Source organism: Bacillus sp. FJAT-50079 (assembly GCF_018343515.1).
GTDB lineage: Bacteria > Bacillota > Bacilli > Bacillales > Bacillaceae_C > Lederbergia.
Map to the genome: position 1 here is coordinate 406198 of NZ_JAGYPD010000005.1, position 20819 is coordinate 427016.

The window sequence follows — 20819 nt, forward strand, 5'->3', positions numbered from 1 at the left end:
TAGGATTTCGCTTTATTAAATGGACAAGCAAAGTGACACACTTGTCACTTTAAAGAAAAATAAAATGACACTACTGTCATTGTTATTATCTTTTAAAGGTAACAGTAGTGTCAATTACTTTTTTGTAAACATTCCATGACTAATAATTTCTTTAATGGAACGCACCCATTCATCATGAGAAATGCCGGAATGATTTGGAATTGCAATCGTTTGAAAAATAAACCCTAATAATAACCCGTCAGCAAGATGTGATTTTAATCTTTTTTCTTGTTTCCCTAATGTAATAAATCCTTGCAATTGCTTATACATATCAAGATGTAATTCATCAAGTTTCGCTTTATTTTTTTTCACCTTTTCAGAAATGTTCGCACGTATTTGTAAAGCAATAATAATCATTTGATGAATTTCAGTATGTTTAAAAATAAGTTCGATTAAAGCATCAAATTGTTGTTCAAACCCTTCAAATTTTTGAATGTTTTCCAGCTTTAATAAAAATCTTTCCAATTCATCCAGCATATAATCTGTAATGAGCTCTTCCTTATTTTCGAAATACTTATATAGTGCACCTCTTGATATTTCTAATCGCTCCGCTAAAATGCTAAAGGTAAAACCCTCATAACCATGAAGAAGAAGCAATTCCTTAGTCGTTTTATATAGATCATCGACTGTAAATTTTCGTTCCCTTGCCAGCATGCTCACCTCTCTTCTATTATTAATCGTCCTCCACCAAATACTTTAAGTTGGAGTTTAATTAACATCGGGATCTGGCGGATTCTGTTCAAACGAGCTCTCATTTCTCCGAAAATCATACGTATCCTTTGGAACATTGAGCTCAACATGATTAATAATGACTGTATCATGATCGACCCATCTTATCGTAGCTATTTCAATTCTATATTGCCAATAAATATTTTTCGGCTTCCTTTTTTCATTATTAAAATTTAGCTCTCCACGAACCGCATATGAAGTTGTGGCTCCGCCGTTTGTTACATATGCCTTTACCGTATATCGACCATCTGGTGATGTTACTTCATTGATATACTCACCTTTAGGCAGTCTTCCCATATCAAAAAATGCCCAATAAATTCCGTATGCCAATAGACTAGTGAGTATTAAAATAAGGATTAAAAGCCTTTTCCACATCCTTTCCTTTATTTCCTTTCGAAAACATCGAGAATTACTACGATCCCTTAAGCATTAGTAAATAACTGAGTAAATACAGAAAACACGTCACGCCAAACAAAGCAAATATGCTTGGAGTCATTGCAGTGTATAAACTGATTGGCAGCGACCAGATGAAGGCAATGAACATCCATAATTTTTTCCTCTTTAAGGAAGAGATAATTGCTAAACAGGCGGGAATAAATAGCATGATGAAAGTATTTAAAATAGGCGCAAATTCAGCAGAATTCGAATAAGGATTGAAGAAACTAAATACAAGCCATAGACAAATAGATAATATCCCCGCAATGATTCCTAATATGGCCGATGCTTTTTTCATATCGCTGCCCCCTTATATTACAAACACTAAAATCAAAGATTAGATTGAATGAATGATCTTAATTTTTGAGTGTCTTTAACCGTTGTAAAATAAACATCTTTATCCCCAAGGTACATAAACATACTTTTTTCATTTTCCTTACCTAGCCACAAATGAATTGCGTGTGTTGGCAATGGACCTTCCTCAGATGTGTATCCAATCATTACATCATATTCCGGTTCAGATATATCTATTTTATCCTTTTGTTTTTGAGCTGCTGTGATCACATGTCTAAATATTTTGATCGATTCGGCATCGGTATAAGTTTGCATTATATCTTCATTCATTTCGCCAAATCCATTAGATTTTGAAATTTCCACTTTTGAAATCTTTTCATCTAAAAGAACCATCGTTTCGGTCGGCCGTAATTGACAGCCAACTAAAATCAACGTTCCTACAATAGATATGATTAAAATGACCATTTTTAATTTCATTTTCAAATTCCCTCTTCGCATCATTGTTTCAATTTCACGCTATAAAATCTCATCGCTTCAAGACTTCCTTTTGACTCAAATATCCCTGCGTCGATAAGCATTCTAAGCCGATATTCTAAAAACGCATCGCCAACATGCTGTTCTAAATGTCCAAGCACATCACCAATTAATCTGGCAGATTTCATGAAACCACTTAGCTCTGATTGTCGATGTAGACTTTTGGCCCTTTGAATCATGAATGAATCATAATAGTCTTCAGGAACTCTCTTTATTCTGCCATTTCCCCATATTCGTAATGTTTCTGCACACTTTGAAAGGGTGAGCCATTCATTTTCTAATGTGACTCGCTCTTGCTCTGTTAATGGCGATATATTTTTACTCCGCTCATCAATTATTTGAATTTTTTCGGGGGACAGTTCCCCTGTATGTAAGACGGTATACTCTATATCTTTTTGATCAAAAAGTTCAGCATGTTTCTTCGTCGTATTGATGACGACAATATCATTTTCTTTATTTTTTAACAGATAAAGAGCGTAAAGCAGACCCGTCTGTTCATGGGAACTATCTGAAACCCAGATCGTAATCGGTATCTCCTCTTGAATCATGCTTATTTCGTTTACAGACTCTTGAAATCTATTTTGAAACTCTTCGTATTCATCATTCATATTCTTTTTCATCCAGGTAAATCTAGCTTCTTTCCCTGCCTCATCATGTAACTGATAAATGGGTCCAACGGAAAACATATCCCAAAACGATATGATCTTTTCCATTTTATATCTTCCCAAATCCTTTAATGCAACTCTTAAACTTCCAGCGGCGGAATCACCGAAAAGTAGATGAACCCTTTCGACATCCTCTTTCATTTCTTTATTATGTAATTCCAAAACCTTATCGTATAAATTTTCCATATCATTGACAAACTCGTTGTTCGAATAGGTCGTATCTTTCATAAGACTTACTCTTAGAAAAACATGAAAAAGCAGTGATTTTGCTTCCTCCTCGGGCATTTCATTGATGATTTTTTTCAATTGTTCTATATCCATTAAATCGTTCATGAGTATCCCTCCACTCTAGCGCAGCCCTTTATCCATATGTGCAAAGCCAAGCTCCGTATCAACCTCGCCATAAATTCTTGTTACTCGTATATCTTCACCTTGGAGCCATTTGGAAAAATCAAATTTCACTGGTTCCTGGTCTCCTCCGAGTGCCATCCATGCCTGCTTTTCTTTTGGTAGATAGACAGAAGTATGAATCGTTCCCGCCCAGCTCTTATATTCGTTAGAAAACACATGTTTATCTTTATCATTTAACATCCGAAAAGCTGCATATGCATTTGTAGCATTGTCTTTTTGCTCCAAAATAGCGTCCAAACGTTTATGGGAGTCAACCAAATGACGACGGTTTTCCTCGGTCATGATTTCAAAATGATTCGTACAGGCGTTAGATTGGCGAATGGCTACAGCTCTTGGACTTGTTTCGATAACATACGTTTCTTCATTAGGATCAAGCACGATATAACTAAATGAATGCCGATGCGGAATTTCGTTGAGCAACGCAATGGCTTCCTTAACATTGGCACAGTTTTCTAGTATCATTCGGCCGATCATCCAGCAAACAAACCCTACACCCGGTTGTTTACGATGCATCGAATTGTAGCCCATTGCTAGCCCTTTTTCATTCATCCCATCCATCCGACCTATGATGCGCTGTGCTGGTCCTATACTAGCATAGCCTGTATCTGTTGGCTGAAAAATGCTAAACCTTCCCTCATACGTTTTCGGGTGAAAGTCATAATTTCGTACCATGAAATCCTTACCGGTGAAAATCGAACAACCACTCCGTTCGATTGGGATTCTATAACCACCAAAATCTCGTAAAATATCCTGCATTGGCCATTTAAGCGCATCCCTTAGACCTTCGATTTCAGCCCAGATCGCTGGCGCAAATGTCATAAATACCTGTTTGGTCTCCTTTTCATCAACGGTAAATTTTGGTTTTCTAAGCTTCCATATTCTTTCCCGATTTTCAAGTGTTAATGAATCTTTTATTTGTTCCCCTTGCATAAATCCAAAATCATAATGATCCCCACGAAATTGAATAATATCACTATATATCTGCTTCATTTCACCCATCCTTATCCGCTGCATTGTTACACATCATTGTACAGGATGTTAGTGAAGAGATGAAAGATTAAGATTGTGTTATTTATCATAAGCATAGGCTTTTTATAATCCAATTCTGCTACACTAGAAGCGGATAGTAATATACAATAATGGGAAATTTATTCGAAAGGAGCGAGCCCGATTGATAACCGTTCAAAAAGCTAAACAAAAGCATATTCATGGCATTGCAAGGATTTGTATCGCTGGCTACCGGGCGACATACGGCGACTTACTATCGACGGCATACATAGAACGTCTCATTAAAGAATTTTATAATCCTAATCGATTGCTAGATGAAGTGACGAAAACCTCAAGATCTTGGATTGGCTGGATTGTCGCTGTTGAAGATGATGAAGTTGTCGGTGCAGGTGTTGGCGGGATGATTAGCAAGGATCACGGCGAATTATTTGTTTTATATACTGATCCAGAACGAAGAAAAAAAGGAATTGGCACAATGATTTTAGATACAGTTACAGATGAATTAATTAAATATGGCGCTAAAGAGCAATGGGTCAATGTTACAAAAGGAAATCAAAAAGGCATTCCGTTTTATGAAGCAAAAGGATTTCAATTTGTCCACGAGCAAGATGAGTATGGCATCCTCCCAGGCGAAGATTTTAAAGCGTTAAGGTATCATCGATTTCTTTAAAATGTTGCTTTTAGAGACGTTTAAAAAAGGAAATGTAAGTGGATTATAAATATAACTAAGAGGGATGCCGTTTTAGAGCATCCCTTTTTCCTTATAAATACATAGAAACCAAAATGGCGGCAACTAAATGGTGAATATAACAGTATCAATTCCATTCACTCTATTAACGGCTTTAGCATTTCATAAACATACGGATTCTCGGGCTGTTCCACTTTTTCTACTTGATTAATTTTTAAATAAGGAAGTTCTTGCCCTTGTACCATCGTTGTAGATAAGATTCCTGTTACCTTTACCCATTCATCCGTCAAAACATCCTGGCCATGATCGATCGTGGAAAGGAGGCCATACACGGACGCATCTGCAACACAACATGCCACTACAAATCTAGCGATAACAAATTGATGGTCCTCAAATTCTGGCTCTTTAAAGACAAACCCTACGATTTCTACTTCTTTACCTAAGAATACATGTGGATAATCATGGAGGAAATCTAATATTTCAAGATATCGCTCTTCTTCTACATTGATTTTATCATGATTTAAAAACTCGGCTTTCAGCTTTTCTTCCTCATCTGACATCATTACATTCTCTTGGTCTTCACCAGCTAGGTTATCATGATCCGCAAGTTGTTCGGCATATACACTGGATCCATATTTAATCCCTCTTTTTGCGACAACCGAGCTGTCCAGTACCGTGTTAGGAAATAACAATCCTGATATCACTGGTAGAAAAAACAATAAATAAATAAAAAGCGTTTGAACGAATGATCCATTTTGATTGTGATCAAAACCACAATTGCAATATAAATCCTCCATTCGTTTTGAACCACTCCTCCAAATTTGCATAAACCCCAATATAAAAAAGACCGTAATGGTAAAATATTGAAACGAAATCATTTTTGGTGCTATGAAACGATGAATATCTCCAGTTATAAGCAACTTAAAAATTAATAAAAAGAAGCCGATTAAAATGATCCCTCTCAGCAATAAATGGAGACCGTAAGCTAATTCTCTATTCATTTATGCACCTCACAAAAACAAGTATTGATAGATCAATATTGTTGCATAAACAGCTATCGTAACAATGATCATAAAAGCAATGACAAATTTAGCTCGAAAATAGGCAAACAGCATAATCGCATTTTTTAAATCTAGCATTGGTCCGTATACTAAAAATGCGAGCAGCGAACCGATTGAAAAGGTGTGGGAAAATGAAGAAGCAACAAAAGCATCCGCTTCAGAACAAAGCGATAGCACAAAGGCAAAGCCCATCATGATGATGGGAGAAACGGAGTCACTCGAAGCTAGGTTCACAATGATATTTCGATCAAAAAACACTTGAAAAAGGCTGGCAATGATGGCCCCCATTATTAAATATTTCCCCATGTCAAAAAACTCATCACTCGCATGAAAAAAGGTCGATTTTAGTTTATTGGTTCTGATTGTATTCACTTCTATCGGTCGATCCAGCAGCTCCGTTGTCGTCCATTTTAATTGATCGCGATTTCGAAAGACTACATATATTAAACAACCAATTATAATAGATAATAGGAAAGCAAGTCCCATTCGTGCATATGCAATCATTGGTGTCGTCTGAAAAGCATAATAAGTAGCAGCAAATACAATCGGATTTAATATCGGTGCTCCAACGATAAATATGACACCAATATGTAACGGCATTCCTTTTTTTATTAACCTTCTTACAACAGGTATAATTGCACATTCACAAACAGGAAAGATCGCACTTACAATAACCGCAGGTACTATTGCGGCAAGTGCATTCCTAGGAATGAAGCGCCTCACTGCCTCCTCTGCTACAAATGTTTGGATCAATGCGGATACAAAAACACCAAGCAACACAAATGGCAAAGCCTCTAAAACAATACTTAAAAAGATCGTATTGACATTCAACCAGCTTTTAGGAATAGTCTCTTGAATATTAGTGAAATCAGCATACACAAACAGAAAGAGCAATACACCAATAAACAGCAAGCCTGTCCCTTCCTTTACCAAAGCCGCTCCGATTCCACGCATGTTTTTAAACTCCAATCTATTTATTTTGAATGAGCTAGCTGTTTCCAATCCTTTTTCATTTGTTCGACATCTATATCTATTCCAATGAGAATGATAACCGGTTTTCGATTGAAACCAGCAGACACTGGCATAAATGCAGACTTTCCAGACGCATATTGAAAACTAAAAAGCTGATCAGATCCATCTATTTGAACATATCCTTTTCCTCGTAAAACATGACAAGGTAATTGCTTCAGCCATTTTTCAAATATCTTTTGTTTCAATGGCGGAACCTCCTCAAGCTTGACCATTTGAACAGTGGAATGGTGATGGTGATATTCACCTTCGCTCCCCATTAATATTGATCGAATTCGCTTTTTTAAAAGTTGATCAGAATCGACCTTTCCAAACGTACTTTCAATTAGTTTTTTATCATCACCTACTATCCTCTGAATTTTACTTTTAACTTTTTCCAATTGCTCAAGGCGGATGAGATCTGTTTTATTTAACAGCAATAGACTTCCACATATCATTTGTTCTTTTAATAGCGTTCGAAGCTCAGATGAACTTGAAAAAACACTTTGGAATTCTAAGAAATGGCTCGCATCCAATACGGTGATCACAGACATTAATTCGAATCTTTCCATATAAGGTCTACTAAAAAGAACCTCCTGTATTTCAAGAGGATTGGCTACACCCGTACCTTCAATAAATAAAATATCGATTGCTTCTTTTTCTGTTTGCAAAATCAGCTCATCCATCGTTTCCTTTAAGTCGTCTTGAATAGTACAGCAAATACAACCATTCAATAACTCGTACACGTTTTCATTTTTAAACAAATGGCCTTCTACATTGGTTTCTCCTAGCTCATTTAGGATAATTCCCGGTCGGAGTCCTTGCTCCTTACATTGTTTAAGCATATGTAATAAAACCGTTGTCTTTCCGCTTCCAAGGAATCCGCTTAATACATAAACAGGAGTTCGTTGATTTTTTTTCATTAATCACTACCATCCTTTCTATTAAATTTCCCAAACCAATAGAACACTCTATTACAGTCTATTTTTAATCTAGAAAATTATAACGAAAACATTCCAAAACAAAAAAAGACTGCTAATTGCAGTCATCGTTAAAAGCCCCATTATATGTTTCTTTAAAACTAACTTGTTAATATTACTTTCCCCAGATTTCCTTTCGTTCGCTCTGCAACACGAACAGCTTCTAGTACATTCGATAAATTATAGTAGGAGCTTGGTTGCATCAGCTTCAATTTTTCATCGTTTATTAAAGCGATCACAAGATTAAATGTTTCTTGCCAATCTAATATTGACACTTGCTGATTCCAATGTCGAAGGTGAAACATCCGAATCGTCACATCTATCGATTCCGATATCTTTTTCCAATTCACAGATTTCCCTGATAGGAGCCCGAGCATTAAGAAGATGCCTTTAGGCTGGACACAAAAGGCTAATTCCGTCCCTTCCATCCCACCAACCGAATCAATTGCTGCCTGAGCGCCCATCCCATTTGTTAACTCCATCACCGTATGATGTAATGATGTTACTGCTGTATTAATCACATGTGAAGCACCTAACCGAAGCAATTCTTCTGTATATGTATGATCCCTCGTTACAGCAATCAATCGAAATCCGAATAACTTTGAAAGCTGTGCAAATATCCGGCCAATCGAGGATCCACAAGCATTGACTAGTAAAACATCATCTGGTTGCAGCTTTAAAATTTCCTTACTGACAATCCATGCAGTTAACGGATTGATGTATAATTGGGAGGCGATATCATCATCGATCGTATCAGGGATTGTGACTGCCAGATTTGCATTTGTTTTTACATACTCCTGCCATGTTCCTTCTCCACGCAACGGCAGAACGCGCCGGCCAATTAAAGTTTGAGAGACTGAAGGTCCAACAGCTTCTACAATTCCTACCCCTTCGTATCCAGGAACGGCAGGCAAAGTAATACGATTCGAATACGCTCCTTGAATCGGAATGAGATCGGATGGATTAATGGGACGCGCTGTCATACGAACAATAATTTCACCGTTCTTAGGAGCTTTAATATGTTTATGTTCTACTTTTAATACGTCTTCAGGCTTACCAAATTCATAGTATTTAATGCATTCTGCTCTCAAAATCATCACCCTAATGGAATTGTTAATTTATAGTATGTAAATGATTCTTAGTAATAGATATTTCCAACCTTTCAAAAAGAACAACTGCGATTCTAACAGATGGGCAGTCTATATATTAAAAAACTGCTTGTATATTTTTCATTTAAGATAATGGCTTTGACATTTCTACATCGCCGCTTTTTACCAAGATCCCACTATAACTGTAAACGCGTTTTATACATTTTAACCTCCATAATTATAATTCAGTTAAACAAAATGGAAGTCTATTATCATACTGAACTTGATTAGAATCAATCATTCAAGCAGTTCTACCCACATTTTATCCAACCATTCAGCAAATTGCTCTTTTTCCTCAAACTGAGGATAATGTGCTGATCGATCAAAAATAACGAAATCTTTTACTGGTGCTTCTAGTTCTTTAAAATATTCCATTGCTGCATTTACCGATGTCATATAATCATATTTCCCCATTACAAAATAAGCGGGAATATCCAAGTGGTCTACGATACTTGTTATATTATTATTTCTTTCTTCTGTTAACAGGACGTCTTGTGAGATGGAGACCCCTTTGAAGAAACGGATCATATCAAGCAAATTGTATTCAGGTTTGAACAGAAATCCTTTAACATAATCCATATTATCATCGATTAATCTTGAAGCCCCCCCGTACTTCCGCACTAAATTTCTCGGTGTAAAAGTATCTCCTCTGACAATTGACTCCCTAAGTGACTCTAGTTTTTCAACATCCTTCTTATTATTTGCTTGCTTTGCCTGATAGACTGTATAATCCAAGCTATCCAATTCACTCTGAACCGTGTCAGCAACTTGACCAATACCAATATAAGCAGCAAATTTATTAGGTGCTTTTTCCGCAGCTTTTATTCCTATATATGTACCAAACGAATGACCAATTAATAATACCTTTTGTTGGCCAAACTCCTTTGTTATATAGTCTGTTAATGCCAGTAAATCATCGACATGCACATCTGTTGATAGATTAGAATAATCCTCGAGGAAATGGTAAGACTTACCACTCCCGCGTTGGTCATAATGTACTATCGTAAAATTCTTCTCAAGTAGATCTTGATATTTTCGTACATACGGGATTTCGGAGCACCCTGGGCCACCATGAACAAAGATAATAACAGGGTTCTTTTTGTCAGCCCCTCTAATCATTACTTCCAGTTTTGTTCCATTAATATTGATCTGTTCCAGCTTACTAATGCTATTATTGCCTTTTATCTTGGGAGTCCAGGTTGGAGAGAATAAGCTGAATAATAATAGGATGATTGCGATTAAAATAAATACATACAATATTTTCCTTTTGGTTTTCATATTGTAAGTCCTCTCTATATACATTTATCCTTTTTTGAGATTAAACAAGCATTTCTATAAACTAAATGATGTTTTAAATTTTAATATATATACGATTCTTCTCCTTTATATCAGTAAAACCAGTTTCATCAAAAGCATTAAAAATAGATAAATAACTATCTCCCGTATTCAATCCGATCCCATTCAACGATAATTCTAAATCTAACAGGACACCTGATAAATCATATGCCTCCTGCTTTCTTTGAATGACTTCAATATCTTCTTTTGTTTTACCTATAAATGAATGATATCTGCTTAACGCATTTTTGCGCCACTCTAGATTTGATTCTTGACTTCCATACCAATCTAGCTCTCTCATTACATCTATTTGACCCCATGTAATAGATATTTCATCTCTAATTGAGCAAAATACTAATCGTTTCCCACCAATAATTAAAATAATAGGGCAATCAGCCCAAAACTCACCATCCATTCTCTTATGCACTGTCCATATTTCTTCAATTGTTGATCCTATTACTCCTTTTAATACTTCCCCATGATCTTTAATAAAATCGTTTATATCAGTATAGAAAATAGGTTCGTAGTTATGAATACCAAGTATTGCATCACCTTTGTTGATAAAATTTGTCCACATGAAAACAATTCTCCTATTTACTTTTCATCTTTCCTAAACGACAAGTTTGTTCCACACCATGGGCAAAATTTGATTCCTATCACAGAAGAACCGCCATCATGAATCATCAAGCTGTAATCATTAGCCTTTTCGTCAAATAAGATTAACTGATCAGGACATTTAAATGGATCATCATGTAAATCACATTGAAACGTTGCATGATCATTCATATATTCACAACAATGTTGTTTCATCGCCATACTCCTTATTTAAAGATTTAATATTAAACTTAATATGTATTCCTTTGTAGTTAAGGCTTGTCAAAGGCAGGAAGTTTCTCAATACCATTTCTGAACCCACTATTTTATAATACTTCATTTATTTTCAATCATGTTATTTTTTCAACAGAAAAAAATCCCCATTCTTTTGCCTAAGAATGAGGATGAACCGATACGTCATAAAGCTAACTTTTCGGGTCTTTTACGCTGGCTGAGACAAGAACGGATCCTAATAGAACAATGATAGTTCCTATAATAAATTGCAAGTTTATAGAAGCTCCCAAAAATAAAATTTCCGTTAATATCGCCCAAAAAACATATGTATTGTTAAGCGATTGCTCTCTTGCTGCCCCGATTAAATGAATGGACGTGTAGTATAAAGAATAATTTGCGGTTCCTAAAAAACCGGCTAGTACAATGATCCATACGATATTAGAGGACGCAGCTTCAAATGCTAGCGGATAACCATGAATGAAAGGCACAATTAAAATTCCATAGCTTAATGTGGAGGTCATCTGTCTTATATTAATCGCATAAAACGGAACAACCTCTTTTCCCTTCATTCCCCAAGCACCGACCACACCCTCAAGCCCCAAAATACAGCAGCGGTCATACATACGTATAGTTAGACAAATATTTTTTAATATACCATATATTTTACAAAGGTGGAAATTTAGTGAAACAAGTAAACCTTCTGTAAGTTATAATATTAGAAAAGAAATCCTTTCTCGTTCCGGTTGGTCTGTAATAAAATGGCGATTTTCAATTTTATTAATAGTTGATGTTTAAGTAGAAATAGGTAAAAGGAGATGTTCAAAGATTGATTGTGATTTATGATGATACATATAAAGAAGATGTTATTCAATTAGTATTGCACATACAGAATGTTGAATATGGTGTAGGAATCAGTATAGAAGAGCAACCAGACCTTTTGGATATTCAATCAAACTATATAAATGACGGAGGAAATTTTTGGGTAGCGTTAAATGAAAACGGTAAGGTTGTAGGTTCAATCGGTTTACAGAAGAAAACGAACGAGGTTGCCATATTAAAGAAGTTTTTCGTTTATAAAGAATACCGCGGCAAAGAGTTGGGGATAGGAACAAGTTTATACAAAGCTTTGCTTGATTTTGCCAATAAACAAAGATTTTTAAAGGTGATTTTAGACACTCCCTCCAAAGCCACTAGGTCACATAGCTTTTATAAGAAGGTTGGATTTAAGGAGGTTGCTAAAGAGGATTTGACAATTATATATGATTATCCTGATAGAGATTCACTTATTTTTGAATTAGACCTATTGGATAATTAATAAGAACAATTAAGATGAAAGGTAACTGGAACACTTAAATGACCAACACAATAGCTTAAAACATAGGAAATATACGTAGAAGAAAGGCACCGGTGAGACCACGCAGTGCTCGTTTAAGGTACAAAGCCATCGCCACATCGTGCGGCAATGGCTTTGTCACCAACATCCTGTTGACCCGAGCTCAACAGCCTCACCGAGGAAAGCGAGGTATGTTTCCAGAGCGAGTTATTTGCAGTTGCTATAATTCGTATGTTGATTTGATAAAAAACTTTTGTCCCAGCTTCCATTTTTTAAAAACTATTGATCTTTATTTTGCTATTGGTAAGCTTCATTTTCTTATCAAAGACGTTCTTTGCCTAACGGGATGACAAGTGGCGTGTGGGAAATAGGATCATCGATGACGATACATTTTAAGCCAAATACTTCTTCCACTAGCTGCGCCGTGACAATCTCCTTAGGATTTCCTTGCGAGATCATTCGCCCCTCTTTCATAGCAATAATATGGTTTGCATATCTAGCAGCATGATTAAGATCATGCAGGACAGCCACTAATGTATTGCCTTGCTCATTTAAGTCAGTAAACAACTCAAGTAACTCAATTTGATGGGCGATATCAAGGTATGTCGTTGGTTCGTCTAATAGAAGCAGCGGTGTTTGCTGGGCAAGTACCATCGCAATCCAAACTCTCTGTCTTTGTCCACCCGAAAGTTCATCAACGAAACGATGTGATAAACTACTCGTATTCGTAAGTTCCATTGCAGTCAGAACCGCTTTTTCATCTTCGTCGGTCCACTGTTTCATGAGACTCTGATAAGGATAACGTCCATGAGCGATCAAATTCGCTACTGTAATGCCATCAGGAGCCGTTGAAGATTGTGGGAGCAAACCTAATTTACGAGCAACTTCCTTAGATTTGTAAGCGGTGATTTTTTTACCATCTAAAAGCACATGTCCTTTTGACGGTTTAATCAATTTTGATAATGTGCGCAAAAGGGTTGATTTTCCACATGCATTTGGCCCTACAATCGCCGTAAAGGAGCCTGGAGGAATTTTTACAGATAGGTTTTCGGATATGACACGGTCATCGTATTTAATTGTAATATTTTCTGTCCAAAGTCGGGTGTCTATAATAGAGCTTTTCTTGCCTTGATGGGCAGCATTTAGTAATGTCATACTCCAATTCAACTTCTTTCAAACAGTATTTCCCCATTTACGATTACATTTGTAAATAAGCTAAAGTGTTGTGCGCGCCTGATGAAATAATAAATAGATGAGATAGATTCCACCTAATGATAACGTGACGACTCCAACCGGAAAAATATTTCCTGAAATTATTCTTTGAGCTAAAACATCCGCACCAAGTAATAGAAAAGCGCCCATTGCCGCTATCGGGAATAAACTCTCGGCAGATTTGGTAAGCCGTAAAGCAATCTGTGGAGCAACAAGGGCGACAAAACTAATCGGCCCCATTACCGCCGTCGGTGCCGCAGTTAATGCAACCGCAATAAGTATAAGTAACAACTGATCTCGCCCTATTCGGACACCATGTGATTTGGCAGCATCATCTCCCAATTCCATTTCACGTAATGGTCTGTTCATGATCCAAGCACATATAAGCAAGAAAATAACAACGATGATGGGCAGAATTGCTTGCTCCCAATCAATCCCGTTCAATGAACCTACTCCCCATGCTGCTGCGGTTAGTGCGACTTCCGCATCACTTTTTAAAAGTAACATCGAGTTCACACTTCCTAAAACGGCCGAAATCGCGATCCCAACGATAATTAGTCGAAATCCCTGTGTCCCTTTCCTAAAAGCAAGCAAATATATAATGATTGCCGTGGCAAACCCTCCAATTAACGCCCCAGTTGCAACACCGATGTAAGAAGTCGCCCCTGAAACAAGCATGGCTACAAGTGCACCTGTGTAGGAGCCCGAGGTGAAACCTATAATGTCGGGGGAACCCAACGGATTTCGTGTTATCGATTGAAATATAGCCCCACTAACAGCTAGTCCTGCGCCGAATATGATTGCTGCTAATATCCGTGGCAAGCGCCATTCCATGACGACGGTTCGCTTCATTCCAGACGCTTGACCAACGAAAGCCGAGAAAACTTCTTGAACACTTAATTTTAATGTGCCCGTCATTAATGCAAATATCGCTACTGCAATCGTAAGTAAAATCAGTATTGCTGTAATGATCAGGCTTTTCATATCAATGCGCAGTTTTATTGGGCCATTAATTCGCACGTAGCGCCGGCCAAAATCAATGGGACGCATCATCTGCTCCTCCCTCCTTTCAAACCGGGGCCACACAGCTTGTTCCGATCACAATCCGCTTACTTTTCTTCTTCGAACGAGAATTAATAATATCGGAGCACCAATTAACCCTGTAATGATTCCAACTGGAACTTCAGTTGGAGCCAAAACAACTCTACCAATTATATCAGAAAGGATAAGTAAAATTGGTGCTGCGACAAGTGAATATAGAAAAATCCACGGTTGGTCCGGACCTATGAACCATCGTACACAATGGGGCACCATTAATCCGATAAAACCAATTGGTCCCGCTAATGCAGTGCCGCCGCCAGCTAATAAAGTGATTGAAAGTAAACTGATCGTTCGGGTCGTTCCCACGTTTACTCCTAAGGATGATGCACGGTCATCGCCATAAGCAATCGCATTTAACGCTGGTGCTGCGACGAAAGCTAGGAGTGCACCAACAACAAGAATCGGCAATACAGACCAAAGATCGTCCAAACTTCTTCTTGCCAAAGTACCAACATTCCAATTTAACATCCGCGTAAAAGCGCCGCTATTCATTAATGTTAAGGCCGTCGTAATCCCGCTAAGAGCGGCTCCTAAAGCAACTCCAGCAAGTGTAATTTGAACAGGTGTTGGTGTTTTCTTGCCAGCACCTCCGCTAATAACATATACTGCAATGGTTGCAACAAATGCCCCCAATAGAGCAAACCATACATAACCGGACATAGTTGTAACGGAAAATATCCCAACAGCCAATGCAACAGCAAAAGCAGCCCCAGCATTCACTCCAAGAATGCCAGGGTCTGCCAAAGGGTTCCGCGTTAATGCTTGGATTAACGCACCAGCTAGTCCAAATGCAGGACCGACTGCAAGTGCAATCAATGTACGCGGAATACGTGAATTTTGAATAATCGTATCATCATAGCTATTTGTTGGAGCAAACAGTGCATCCCAAACAACTCCAATTGGAAGTGGTTTAGCACCAATCATAAGACTTAGTAATACTGCAGCAGACAACAAAATAAGCAATACAAGGAAGCCGATCATACGTTGCAGCCTTACAGAAGTAATGATATTCATATTTCTCCTATTCTTTGACCGCTTCCCCACTGTCAAATTGTTCACTTCCCGTTTTCTAATACTTCTTTAAACTGAGGTGTTAAGTTTTCGATCGTCCATAGTAATGCCGGAACTGTTCCCATTGAAAATGCATTTGCCGTGTTAGCATCAAGTATGATCGATCTGCCATCTACAACGGAAGGGATCTTTTGAAACAGTTCATTATTTGTAATTTCACTAGGATCCACCCAAATTGGCATAATAACCGTAAGATCAGCATCCAATAGTTCTAATTGTTCATCGGCAACTTTAATATAAAAGTTTCCTTCATCAAGTGCTTCAATTTCATCCTTCGTCTTAAAGCCTAGGCTCGTAGCAAAATCAATACGCGCATCGCCCTCTACATATGCACCAAATCCATTTGCATCATACGCACCGACAACAATGGTTTTGTCAGCAAACTCAGGATTTTCATTGGCTGCTTTTTCAAATGCCGCGTCAACTTCTTTCAGCAGTTTCTCTCCTTCTTCAACTTTACCAATTGCTTTTGCAATCATTCGGACTTGATCTTCCATCGAAGTGATATAGTTTTCCCCGCCTTCAGGAACGCCAACCGTTGTCGTAATTTCCGATAGTCGTTTATAGCGTTCTTCGTCACCTGAAGACTTCACATCAAGAATAAGATCTGGTTCAAGCGCAGCAATTTGCTCATAATCCAACTCCATTGTGCCGATAATCGTTGGTGAATTCTCATACGCGCCTTCTAACCATGGTCCAACACCATCTCCGCCGAGCGCAAGCCAGTCACTTGCTCCAACGGGCTCCACACCAAGACTTAATGCAGTCTCCGCATCTCCCCAACCAAGTGCAACAATCCGCTTAGGCTGCTCCGTAATCTTCACCTCTCCAAATTTTGTATCGATTACGACCGCAGTATCCTCAACACCTGTTTTATCTGTTTTATCCGTTTCCTCCTTTTGAGTAGACGAGCAACCCGCAAGCGCAAACAAGATAAGTATAAACAATGACAATCCTATTAGTTTTGAAAATCCAAAATATTTCTTCAAGTCTTCTTTCTCCTTTTATATGTATATTCTAAATGAGGATGATTCTCAATATCATATTTAATATAGTTCACAAGTATTCGTTTGTCAATTGAAATTATAAGCGGAAGGTTATTTATAAAAAGATGCTAAAACTTATTCTTTTCTCTGCAAGAATGGATACAAAATATTCCCGCTTCGATTACGTCTAATTGTAGCGTGAAGAATACGACTTCTATATCACGGCTTTTTGTCATATTAACGAATAAATTGATTGGTAACTCCATATGAAAGCAATTGTCAAGTATATTTTTTTGATTTTCATGAAGAATTAATTGCTAAACATGTGAGAAGGCATAGCATAATAAAAGTATTTAATATAGGTGCAAAATCAATTGTATTCGAGTAAGGGTTGAAGAAAACTGGTACAAAAAATTTTATCAACTCAACATACGAACACTAGCAATTGCTTTAAACTCTCCTTTAATATACTTCGCTTTCCGCGAGCGGCTGTTGAGCCTCGGGCCAACAGGATGTGGTGAATTTAGGCTGCGTTCCTTAAACAAACACTGCGAGGTCGTAGCGTTACCTCTCTTCCCACAGGGGGTCTACGTATATTTACTACGTTAAGGTATTGCATTAGAATTGATCGCTTTAGTTACGTCCTAGTCTCCTTCCTGTATTGAGCCCTAATACAGTTGGAATTTTTCGAATATCACTCAACCACTAATCCTTCTCTTGTTAAGCTTTTGGAGATAAAACTTTCTAGCCACTAATTAGTTCAAATACTCTTTCATATGCGTCATAAATTTCGTCTGCTTCTTTTTGCATGTTGAACACGTCCTTATACTTGATTACAAGTAAATCCATTTCATAAAAAGCAATTAGTATTTTCACCAACGATTTTGGTATTGCTTCCCAAGAGGTTATTTCACCATGGATCTTTGTCAGTTCCTCAAATATTTTTTCAAACTGCTCTTGATCCATCCCTTTTCCCTGTCTCATTTGAACAAAAAAACCATTATTTTCATCGATAAATTTTATCAGATCTAGAGTGATATCATCCTGACAGTGATTCGGCTCACTAGAAAGACAGTGCTCTCTCAACTTATAGATCTGATGCACAGCATCACTTATCCGTTTGGCTTCTTCCCCCGAATAATTTAATGAAAACTGATACAGTTCAGCATAGATTTCAATGATTGGATGAACTGCTTTATTTGGTATTCCACCCTTTTGTTCCCACAGTCTAATAAGCTCTGTAAAAGTATGGATGAACTTTTCATATTCTTCTCGGTCCAAACCATTGCCCATACGTAACTCAACAAGCAATTCTATTTCGGACTCGACGAATATTTCTAGTAAAGATGATTGGTTAATTTTCAATCACACTCCTCTTTCCTGCCCTATATTAACTGCATTGTCGTTACACACGTATTATCGCCTTCAAAGGTTGAAATTTCAGATACTGCCGTTTTTCCATCATGCTTAATTTTCACTTGAAATGTTTGATCTCGCGGAAGCCATAAATCAATAAATCCGTTTTCCAATGACTTCATCGTTTCATCGACAACGATATTGCCTTCTTCATCCTGAATATAGACATGGAATTCCTTTTCGACTAATTCTCCTTGGCAACCTGTCAAATTATGGATTGCACAAGGATGTGTTTCCTTTTCAAACGGTGCAATTGAAACAAAAAATTCTTCTTCTGGAAGGTCAAATGAAGTCTTTTTACCTTTATCAGTTACAATCAGTTCAGCTGATGTGATCGATGCAGTGACATTGTCAAAACTGCCAACACTATAATCATGAACTAATTCCTTTATATCCTGTACAGCTTTTTCATTTGGTGTACTACTATTACTACAAGCCGCCAACATGATAGCCAGCAATAAACCTGAAAACGCAAGCAAACCTTTTTTCATCATCATTCACTCCTGTTTTGCTTTCATATTGAGAGAGTTCACTCTGTGAATATTTTAACATATTCAAATAACATTAAAACTTGTTTTCATTTCTTTTGAAAAATTCATCGTATGTACACACATTTCCCAACTAACGTAATCGTGTTTTACTCCTAGCTGTATTTACGTTTTTTATCTTTCATACTTTACAATCGATCTCATTCGAAACTTTGAATATTTCGCATAATCCCCTCATTGAAAAGAATTAAGTGCAAACGGCTTATATTTAACCAAATGGTTGAATATAAAAATCATCCCTGATATATTTAACTACATGGTTAACCATAATAATGATCATTTAAACAAAATTTTTCATGCTTTAGCTGATTCAACTAGAAGAGAAATAGTCCATATGTTAGCTCAAAAAGAAAGGACCGTTTCTGAATTAGCAGAGCCTTTTGATATGTCTCTTGCTGGGATTTCAAAGCATATTAAAGTTCTTGAGAGAGCAAATTTAGTGGATAGGAGTGTAAATGGAAGAACTCACATATGTCGCTTAAATGCTGAATCATTATCTCAAGCTACTAAATGGCTCCATTTTTATGAGAAATTTTGGAGCAATCGTTTTGATCTTCTGGAAAGTGAGCTATTAAAAGCTGAAAAGAAAGAACACTAAAGCCATTGGAAGGAGTATTTTTATGAACAACATCTCAACGACAACATTAAAAATGATAAGAGAATTTAATGTAAAACGTGAAAGGGTTTTTGACGCATGGTTGAATCCCTTAATGATGAAAAAGTGGTTTTTTACATTAGAAGGAACGAACAAGGTTGCACAGAATGACCCCAGAGTAGGTGGAACTTGGGAGATCGTGGATCATAGAGAGGGAAAAGACTATCGGGCAGTTGGAGAGTATCTTGAAATTGATCCTCCGAAAAAAATCGTGTTCACGTTTAAGATGCCACAATTTAGCGAACTAGAAGATACAATTACAGTTGAACTCAAAGAAATCGAGCAAGGCTGTGAGATGACGTTCACGCAAGTAATCCATGTTGTTCATGAAGAGAATTGGACAGACACTGATATCGAAAAAGCCCATGGCGAATGGCATGATAGCACTGAACACGGCTGGAATTTAATGTTTATGGGATTAAAGGAATTAGTTGAAACAGGGAAAATTAGCTATAAAGGTTAAGTTTCAAGAAATAACAACGAAATTTTTAAAATGAAAGGGTAGTTATATATGAAAAAAGTAACTCCATTTTTAATGTTCCAGGATGGCATCGCAGAAGAAGCTATGACATACTACACATCACTCATTGAGGATTCCGAAATTAAAAGCATAATTAGGTATGGGGCAAATGAAGCTGGAGAAGAAGGAACGGTCATGAAGGCTACCTTTACTCTCAAAGGGCAAGATTTTATATGTATTGACAGTAATATAAAACATCAGTTTACCTTCACACCTTCATTCTCCATCTATGTTACTTGCGATACAGAAGAGGAAATTGATCATCTTTATCAAAAATTGATTGATGGTGGACAAGCCCTAATGCCAATTGGTGATTATGGTTTCAGTAAAAAGTTTGGATGGCTAAATGATCGCTTTGGGGTGTCTTGGCAGTTAGATTTTCCTTTATAATTTATAACGAATCTGACTTTTTTCGGAACTATGATTAAGATAACGATACTAGGTAGGGAGTATCTTGGCCAAACATCAAATTTATACAATGAGCATTGCCAGAGTCTATCCCCTTTATATTACAAAGGCGGAGAAAAAAGGACGTAAGAAAACAGAGGTTGACGAAATTATCCGTTGGTTGACAGGATATAGCCAGGAAGACTTAGAAGTACAACTGGAAAAACAGACTTACTTCGAGCCCTTCTTTGCGGAATGAACCCTGCACGCGCTTTGATCAAAGGGGTCGTTTGCGGAGTCCGAGTGGAAGATATCGAAGAACCAACGATGCAGGAAATTCGCTATTTGGATAAGCTAATCGATGAGTTAGCAAAGGGAAAAGCGATCGAGAAAATATTGCGGAAATAATAATCAACCACTAATTCCA

Annotated in this window: 25 protein-coding genes and 1 pseudogene; 6 read left to right on the forward strand and 20 right to left on the reverse strand. The window is 37.2% G+C overall.

Features of this window, described 5'->3' with window-relative positions; translation table 11 throughout:
- Nucleotides 1–114: 114 nt before the first annotated feature.
- Genes KHA95_RS15590 through KHA95_RS15615 form a run of 6 tightly spaced genes read right to left on the reverse strand, consistent with a single transcriptional unit; the run spans nt 115 to nt 4097 of the window.
- On the reverse strand, nt 115–693 hold the full coding sequence (locus KHA95_RS15590; RefSeq protein ID WP_349305489.1) for a TetR/AcrR family transcriptional regulator: 579 nt from the start codon (nt 691–693) through the stop codon (nt 115–117).
- A 54-nt stretch (nt 694–747) separates the two neighbouring features.
- On the reverse strand, nt 748–1143 hold the full coding sequence (locus KHA95_RS15595; RefSeq protein ID WP_213138438.1) for a DUF5412 domain-containing protein: 396 nt from the start codon (nt 1141–1143) through the stop codon (nt 748–750).
- Between the two features lie 37 nt (nt 1144–1180).
- Nucleotides 1181–1501 carry a hypothetical protein gene (locus KHA95_RS15600; RefSeq protein WP_213138439.1) on the reverse strand — a complete coding sequence of 107 codons (321 nt, stop codon included), beginning with the start codon at nt 1499–1501 and terminating at the stop codon, nt 1181–1183.
- Nucleotides 1502–1533: 32 nt separating this feature from the next.
- Nucleotides 1534–1974 carry a YhfM domain-containing protein gene (locus tag KHA95_RS15605; RefSeq protein ID WP_213138440.1) on the reverse strand — a complete coding sequence of 147 codons (441 nt, stop codon included), beginning with the start codon at nt 1972–1974 and terminating at the stop codon, nt 1534–1536.
- A 20-nt stretch (nt 1975–1994) separates the two neighbouring features.
- Nucleotides 1995–3029, reverse strand: a complete 1035-nt coding sequence (locus tag KHA95_RS15610) for a DUF1835 domain-containing protein (RefSeq protein ID WP_249316956.1) — start codon at nt 3027–3029, stop codon at nt 1995–1997.
- A gap of 15 nt (nt 3030–3044) precedes the next feature.
- Nucleotides 3045–4097, reverse strand: a complete 1053-nt coding sequence (locus KHA95_RS15615) for a C45 family autoproteolytic acyltransferase/hydrolase (protein WP_213138441.1) — start codon at nt 4095–4097, stop codon at nt 3045–3047.
- A 181-nt stretch (nt 4098–4278) separates the two neighbouring features.
- Here KHA95_RS15615 and KHA95_RS15620 point away from each other — a divergent pair, with 181 nt between their 5' ends.
- The gene (locus tag KHA95_RS15620; RefSeq protein ID WP_213138442.1) at nt 4279–4785 is read left to right on the forward strand and encodes a GNAT family N-acetyltransferase; all 507 of its coding nucleotides are present in this window, start codon (nt 4279–4281) and stop codon (nt 4783–4785) included.
- A gap of 155 nt (nt 4786–4940) precedes the next feature.
- On the opposite strand, the gene KHA95_RS15625 is transcribed toward KHA95_RS15620, so the two are convergent.
- The 8 genes from KHA95_RS15625 to KHA95_RS15660 form a co-directional block, all read right to left on the reverse strand.
- Nucleotides 4941–5804: a TIGR03943 family putative permease subunit gene (locus KHA95_RS15625; protein WP_213138443.1), complete on the reverse strand. Its 864-nt coding sequence runs from the start codon at nt 5802–5804 to the stop codon at nt 4941–4943.
- Nucleotides 5805–5813: 9 nt separating this feature from the next.
- Nucleotides 5814–6818, reverse strand: a complete 1005-nt coding sequence (locus tag KHA95_RS15630) for a permease (RefSeq protein ID WP_213138444.1) — start codon at nt 6816–6818, stop codon at nt 5814–5816.
- Nucleotides 6819–6838: 20 nt separating this feature from the next.
- Nucleotides 6839–7795, reverse strand: coding sequence for a CobW family GTP-binding protein (locus KHA95_RS15635; RefSeq protein WP_213138445.1), 957 nt, complete (start codon nt 7793–7795; stop codon nt 6839–6841).
- A 158-nt stretch (nt 7796–7953) separates the two neighbouring features.
- A complete protein-coding gene (locus tag KHA95_RS15640; protein WP_213138446.1) occupies nt 7954–8943 on the reverse strand; it encodes a zinc-dependent alcohol dehydrogenase family protein in 990 nt (329 codons plus the stop codon).
- 294 nt (nt 8944–9237) lie between these two features.
- Nucleotides 9238–10278: an alpha/beta fold hydrolase gene (locus tag KHA95_RS15645; RefSeq protein WP_213138447.1), complete on the reverse strand. Its 1041-nt coding sequence runs from the start codon at nt 10276–10278 to the stop codon at nt 9238–9240.
- A gap of 73 nt (nt 10279–10351) precedes the next feature.
- Entirely contained in the window at nt 10352–10912 is a 561-nt protein-coding gene (locus KHA95_RS15650) for a hypothetical protein (protein WP_213138448.1), read from the reverse strand.
- 17 nt (nt 10913–10929) lie between these two features.
- A complete protein-coding gene (locus tag KHA95_RS15655) occupies nt 10930–11145 on the reverse strand; it encodes a DUF6980 family protein (protein WP_213138449.1) in 216 nt (71 codons plus the stop codon).
- A 209-nt stretch (nt 11146–11354) separates the two neighbouring features.
- Nucleotides 11355–11732, reverse strand: a complete 378-nt coding sequence (locus KHA95_RS15660) for a DMT family transporter (protein ID WP_213138450.1) — start codon at nt 11730–11732, stop codon at nt 11355–11357.
- A gap of 263 nt (nt 11733–11995) precedes the next feature.
- Here KHA95_RS15660 and KHA95_RS15665 point away from each other — a divergent pair, with 263 nt between their 5' ends.
- On the forward strand, nt 11996–12478 hold the full coding sequence (locus KHA95_RS15665; protein WP_349305494.1) for a GNAT family N-acetyltransferase: 483 nt from the start codon (nt 11996–11998) through the stop codon (nt 12476–12478).
- A gap of 339 nt (nt 12479–12817) precedes the next feature.
- Here the strand turns inward: KHA95_RS15665 and KHA95_RS15670 are convergent, their stop codons facing one another.
- The 6 genes from KHA95_RS15670 to KHA95_RS15695 all read right to left on the reverse strand — a co-directional run bounded on the left by KHA95_RS15670 (nt 12818) and on the right by KHA95_RS15695 (nt 18773).
- Entirely contained in the window at nt 12818–13651 is an 834-nt protein-coding gene (locus KHA95_RS15670) for an ABC transporter ATP-binding protein (protein WP_213138452.1), read from the reverse strand.
- Between the two features lie 60 nt (nt 13652–13711).
- Nucleotides 13712–14761 carry a FecCD family ABC transporter permease gene (locus KHA95_RS15675; RefSeq protein ID WP_249316958.1) on the reverse strand — a complete coding sequence of 350 codons (1050 nt, stop codon included), beginning with the start codon at nt 14759–14761 and terminating at the stop codon, nt 13712–13714.
- 45 nt (nt 14762–14806) lie between these two features.
- On the reverse strand, nt 14807–15823 hold the full coding sequence (locus tag KHA95_RS15680; RefSeq protein WP_213138453.1) for a FecCD family ABC transporter permease: 1017 nt from the start codon (nt 15821–15823) through the stop codon (nt 14807–14809).
- A gap of 41 nt (nt 15824–15864) precedes the next feature.
- Nucleotides 15865–16869, reverse strand: a complete 1005-nt coding sequence (locus KHA95_RS15685) for an iron-siderophore ABC transporter substrate-binding protein (protein ID WP_213138454.1) — start codon at nt 16867–16869, stop codon at nt 15865–15867.
- A 741-nt stretch (nt 16870–17610) separates the two neighbouring features.
- Complete coding sequence (locus KHA95_RS15690; RefSeq protein WP_213138455.1) at nt 17611–18231, reverse strand: hypothetical protein; 621 nt, start codon at nt 18229–18231, stop codon at nt 17611–17613.
- Nucleotides 18232–18251: 20 nt separating this feature from the next.
- Entirely contained in the window at nt 18252–18773 is a 522-nt protein-coding gene (locus KHA95_RS15695; RefSeq protein ID WP_249316959.1) for a CueP family metal-binding protein, read from the reverse strand.
- Nucleotides 18774–19086: 313 nt separating this feature from the next.
- Here KHA95_RS15695 and KHA95_RS15700 point away from each other — a divergent pair, with 313 nt between their 5' ends.
- The 4 genes and pseudogenes from KHA95_RS15700 (at nt 19087) to KHA95_RS15715 (ending at nt 20800) form a co-directional block, all read left to right on the forward strand.
- A complete protein-coding gene (locus KHA95_RS15700) occupies nt 19087–19428 on the forward strand; it encodes an ArsR/SmtB family transcription factor (protein WP_213138583.1) in 342 nt (113 codons plus the stop codon).
- Between the two features lie 22 nt (nt 19429–19450).
- Nucleotides 19451–19948, forward strand: a complete 498-nt coding sequence (locus KHA95_RS15705) for an SRPBCC family protein (protein ID WP_213138457.1) — start codon at nt 19451–19453, stop codon at nt 19946–19948.
- A gap of 48 nt (nt 19949–19996) precedes the next feature.
- Entirely contained in the window at nt 19997–20395 is a 399-nt protein-coding gene (locus tag KHA95_RS15710) for a VOC family protein (RefSeq protein ID WP_213138458.1), read from the forward strand.
- A gap of 64 nt (nt 20396–20459) precedes the next feature.
- Nucleotides 20460–20800, forward strand: a pseudogene (locus tag KHA95_RS15715) (DUF2200 domain-containing protein).
- Nucleotides 20801–20819 lie beyond the last annotated feature (19 nt).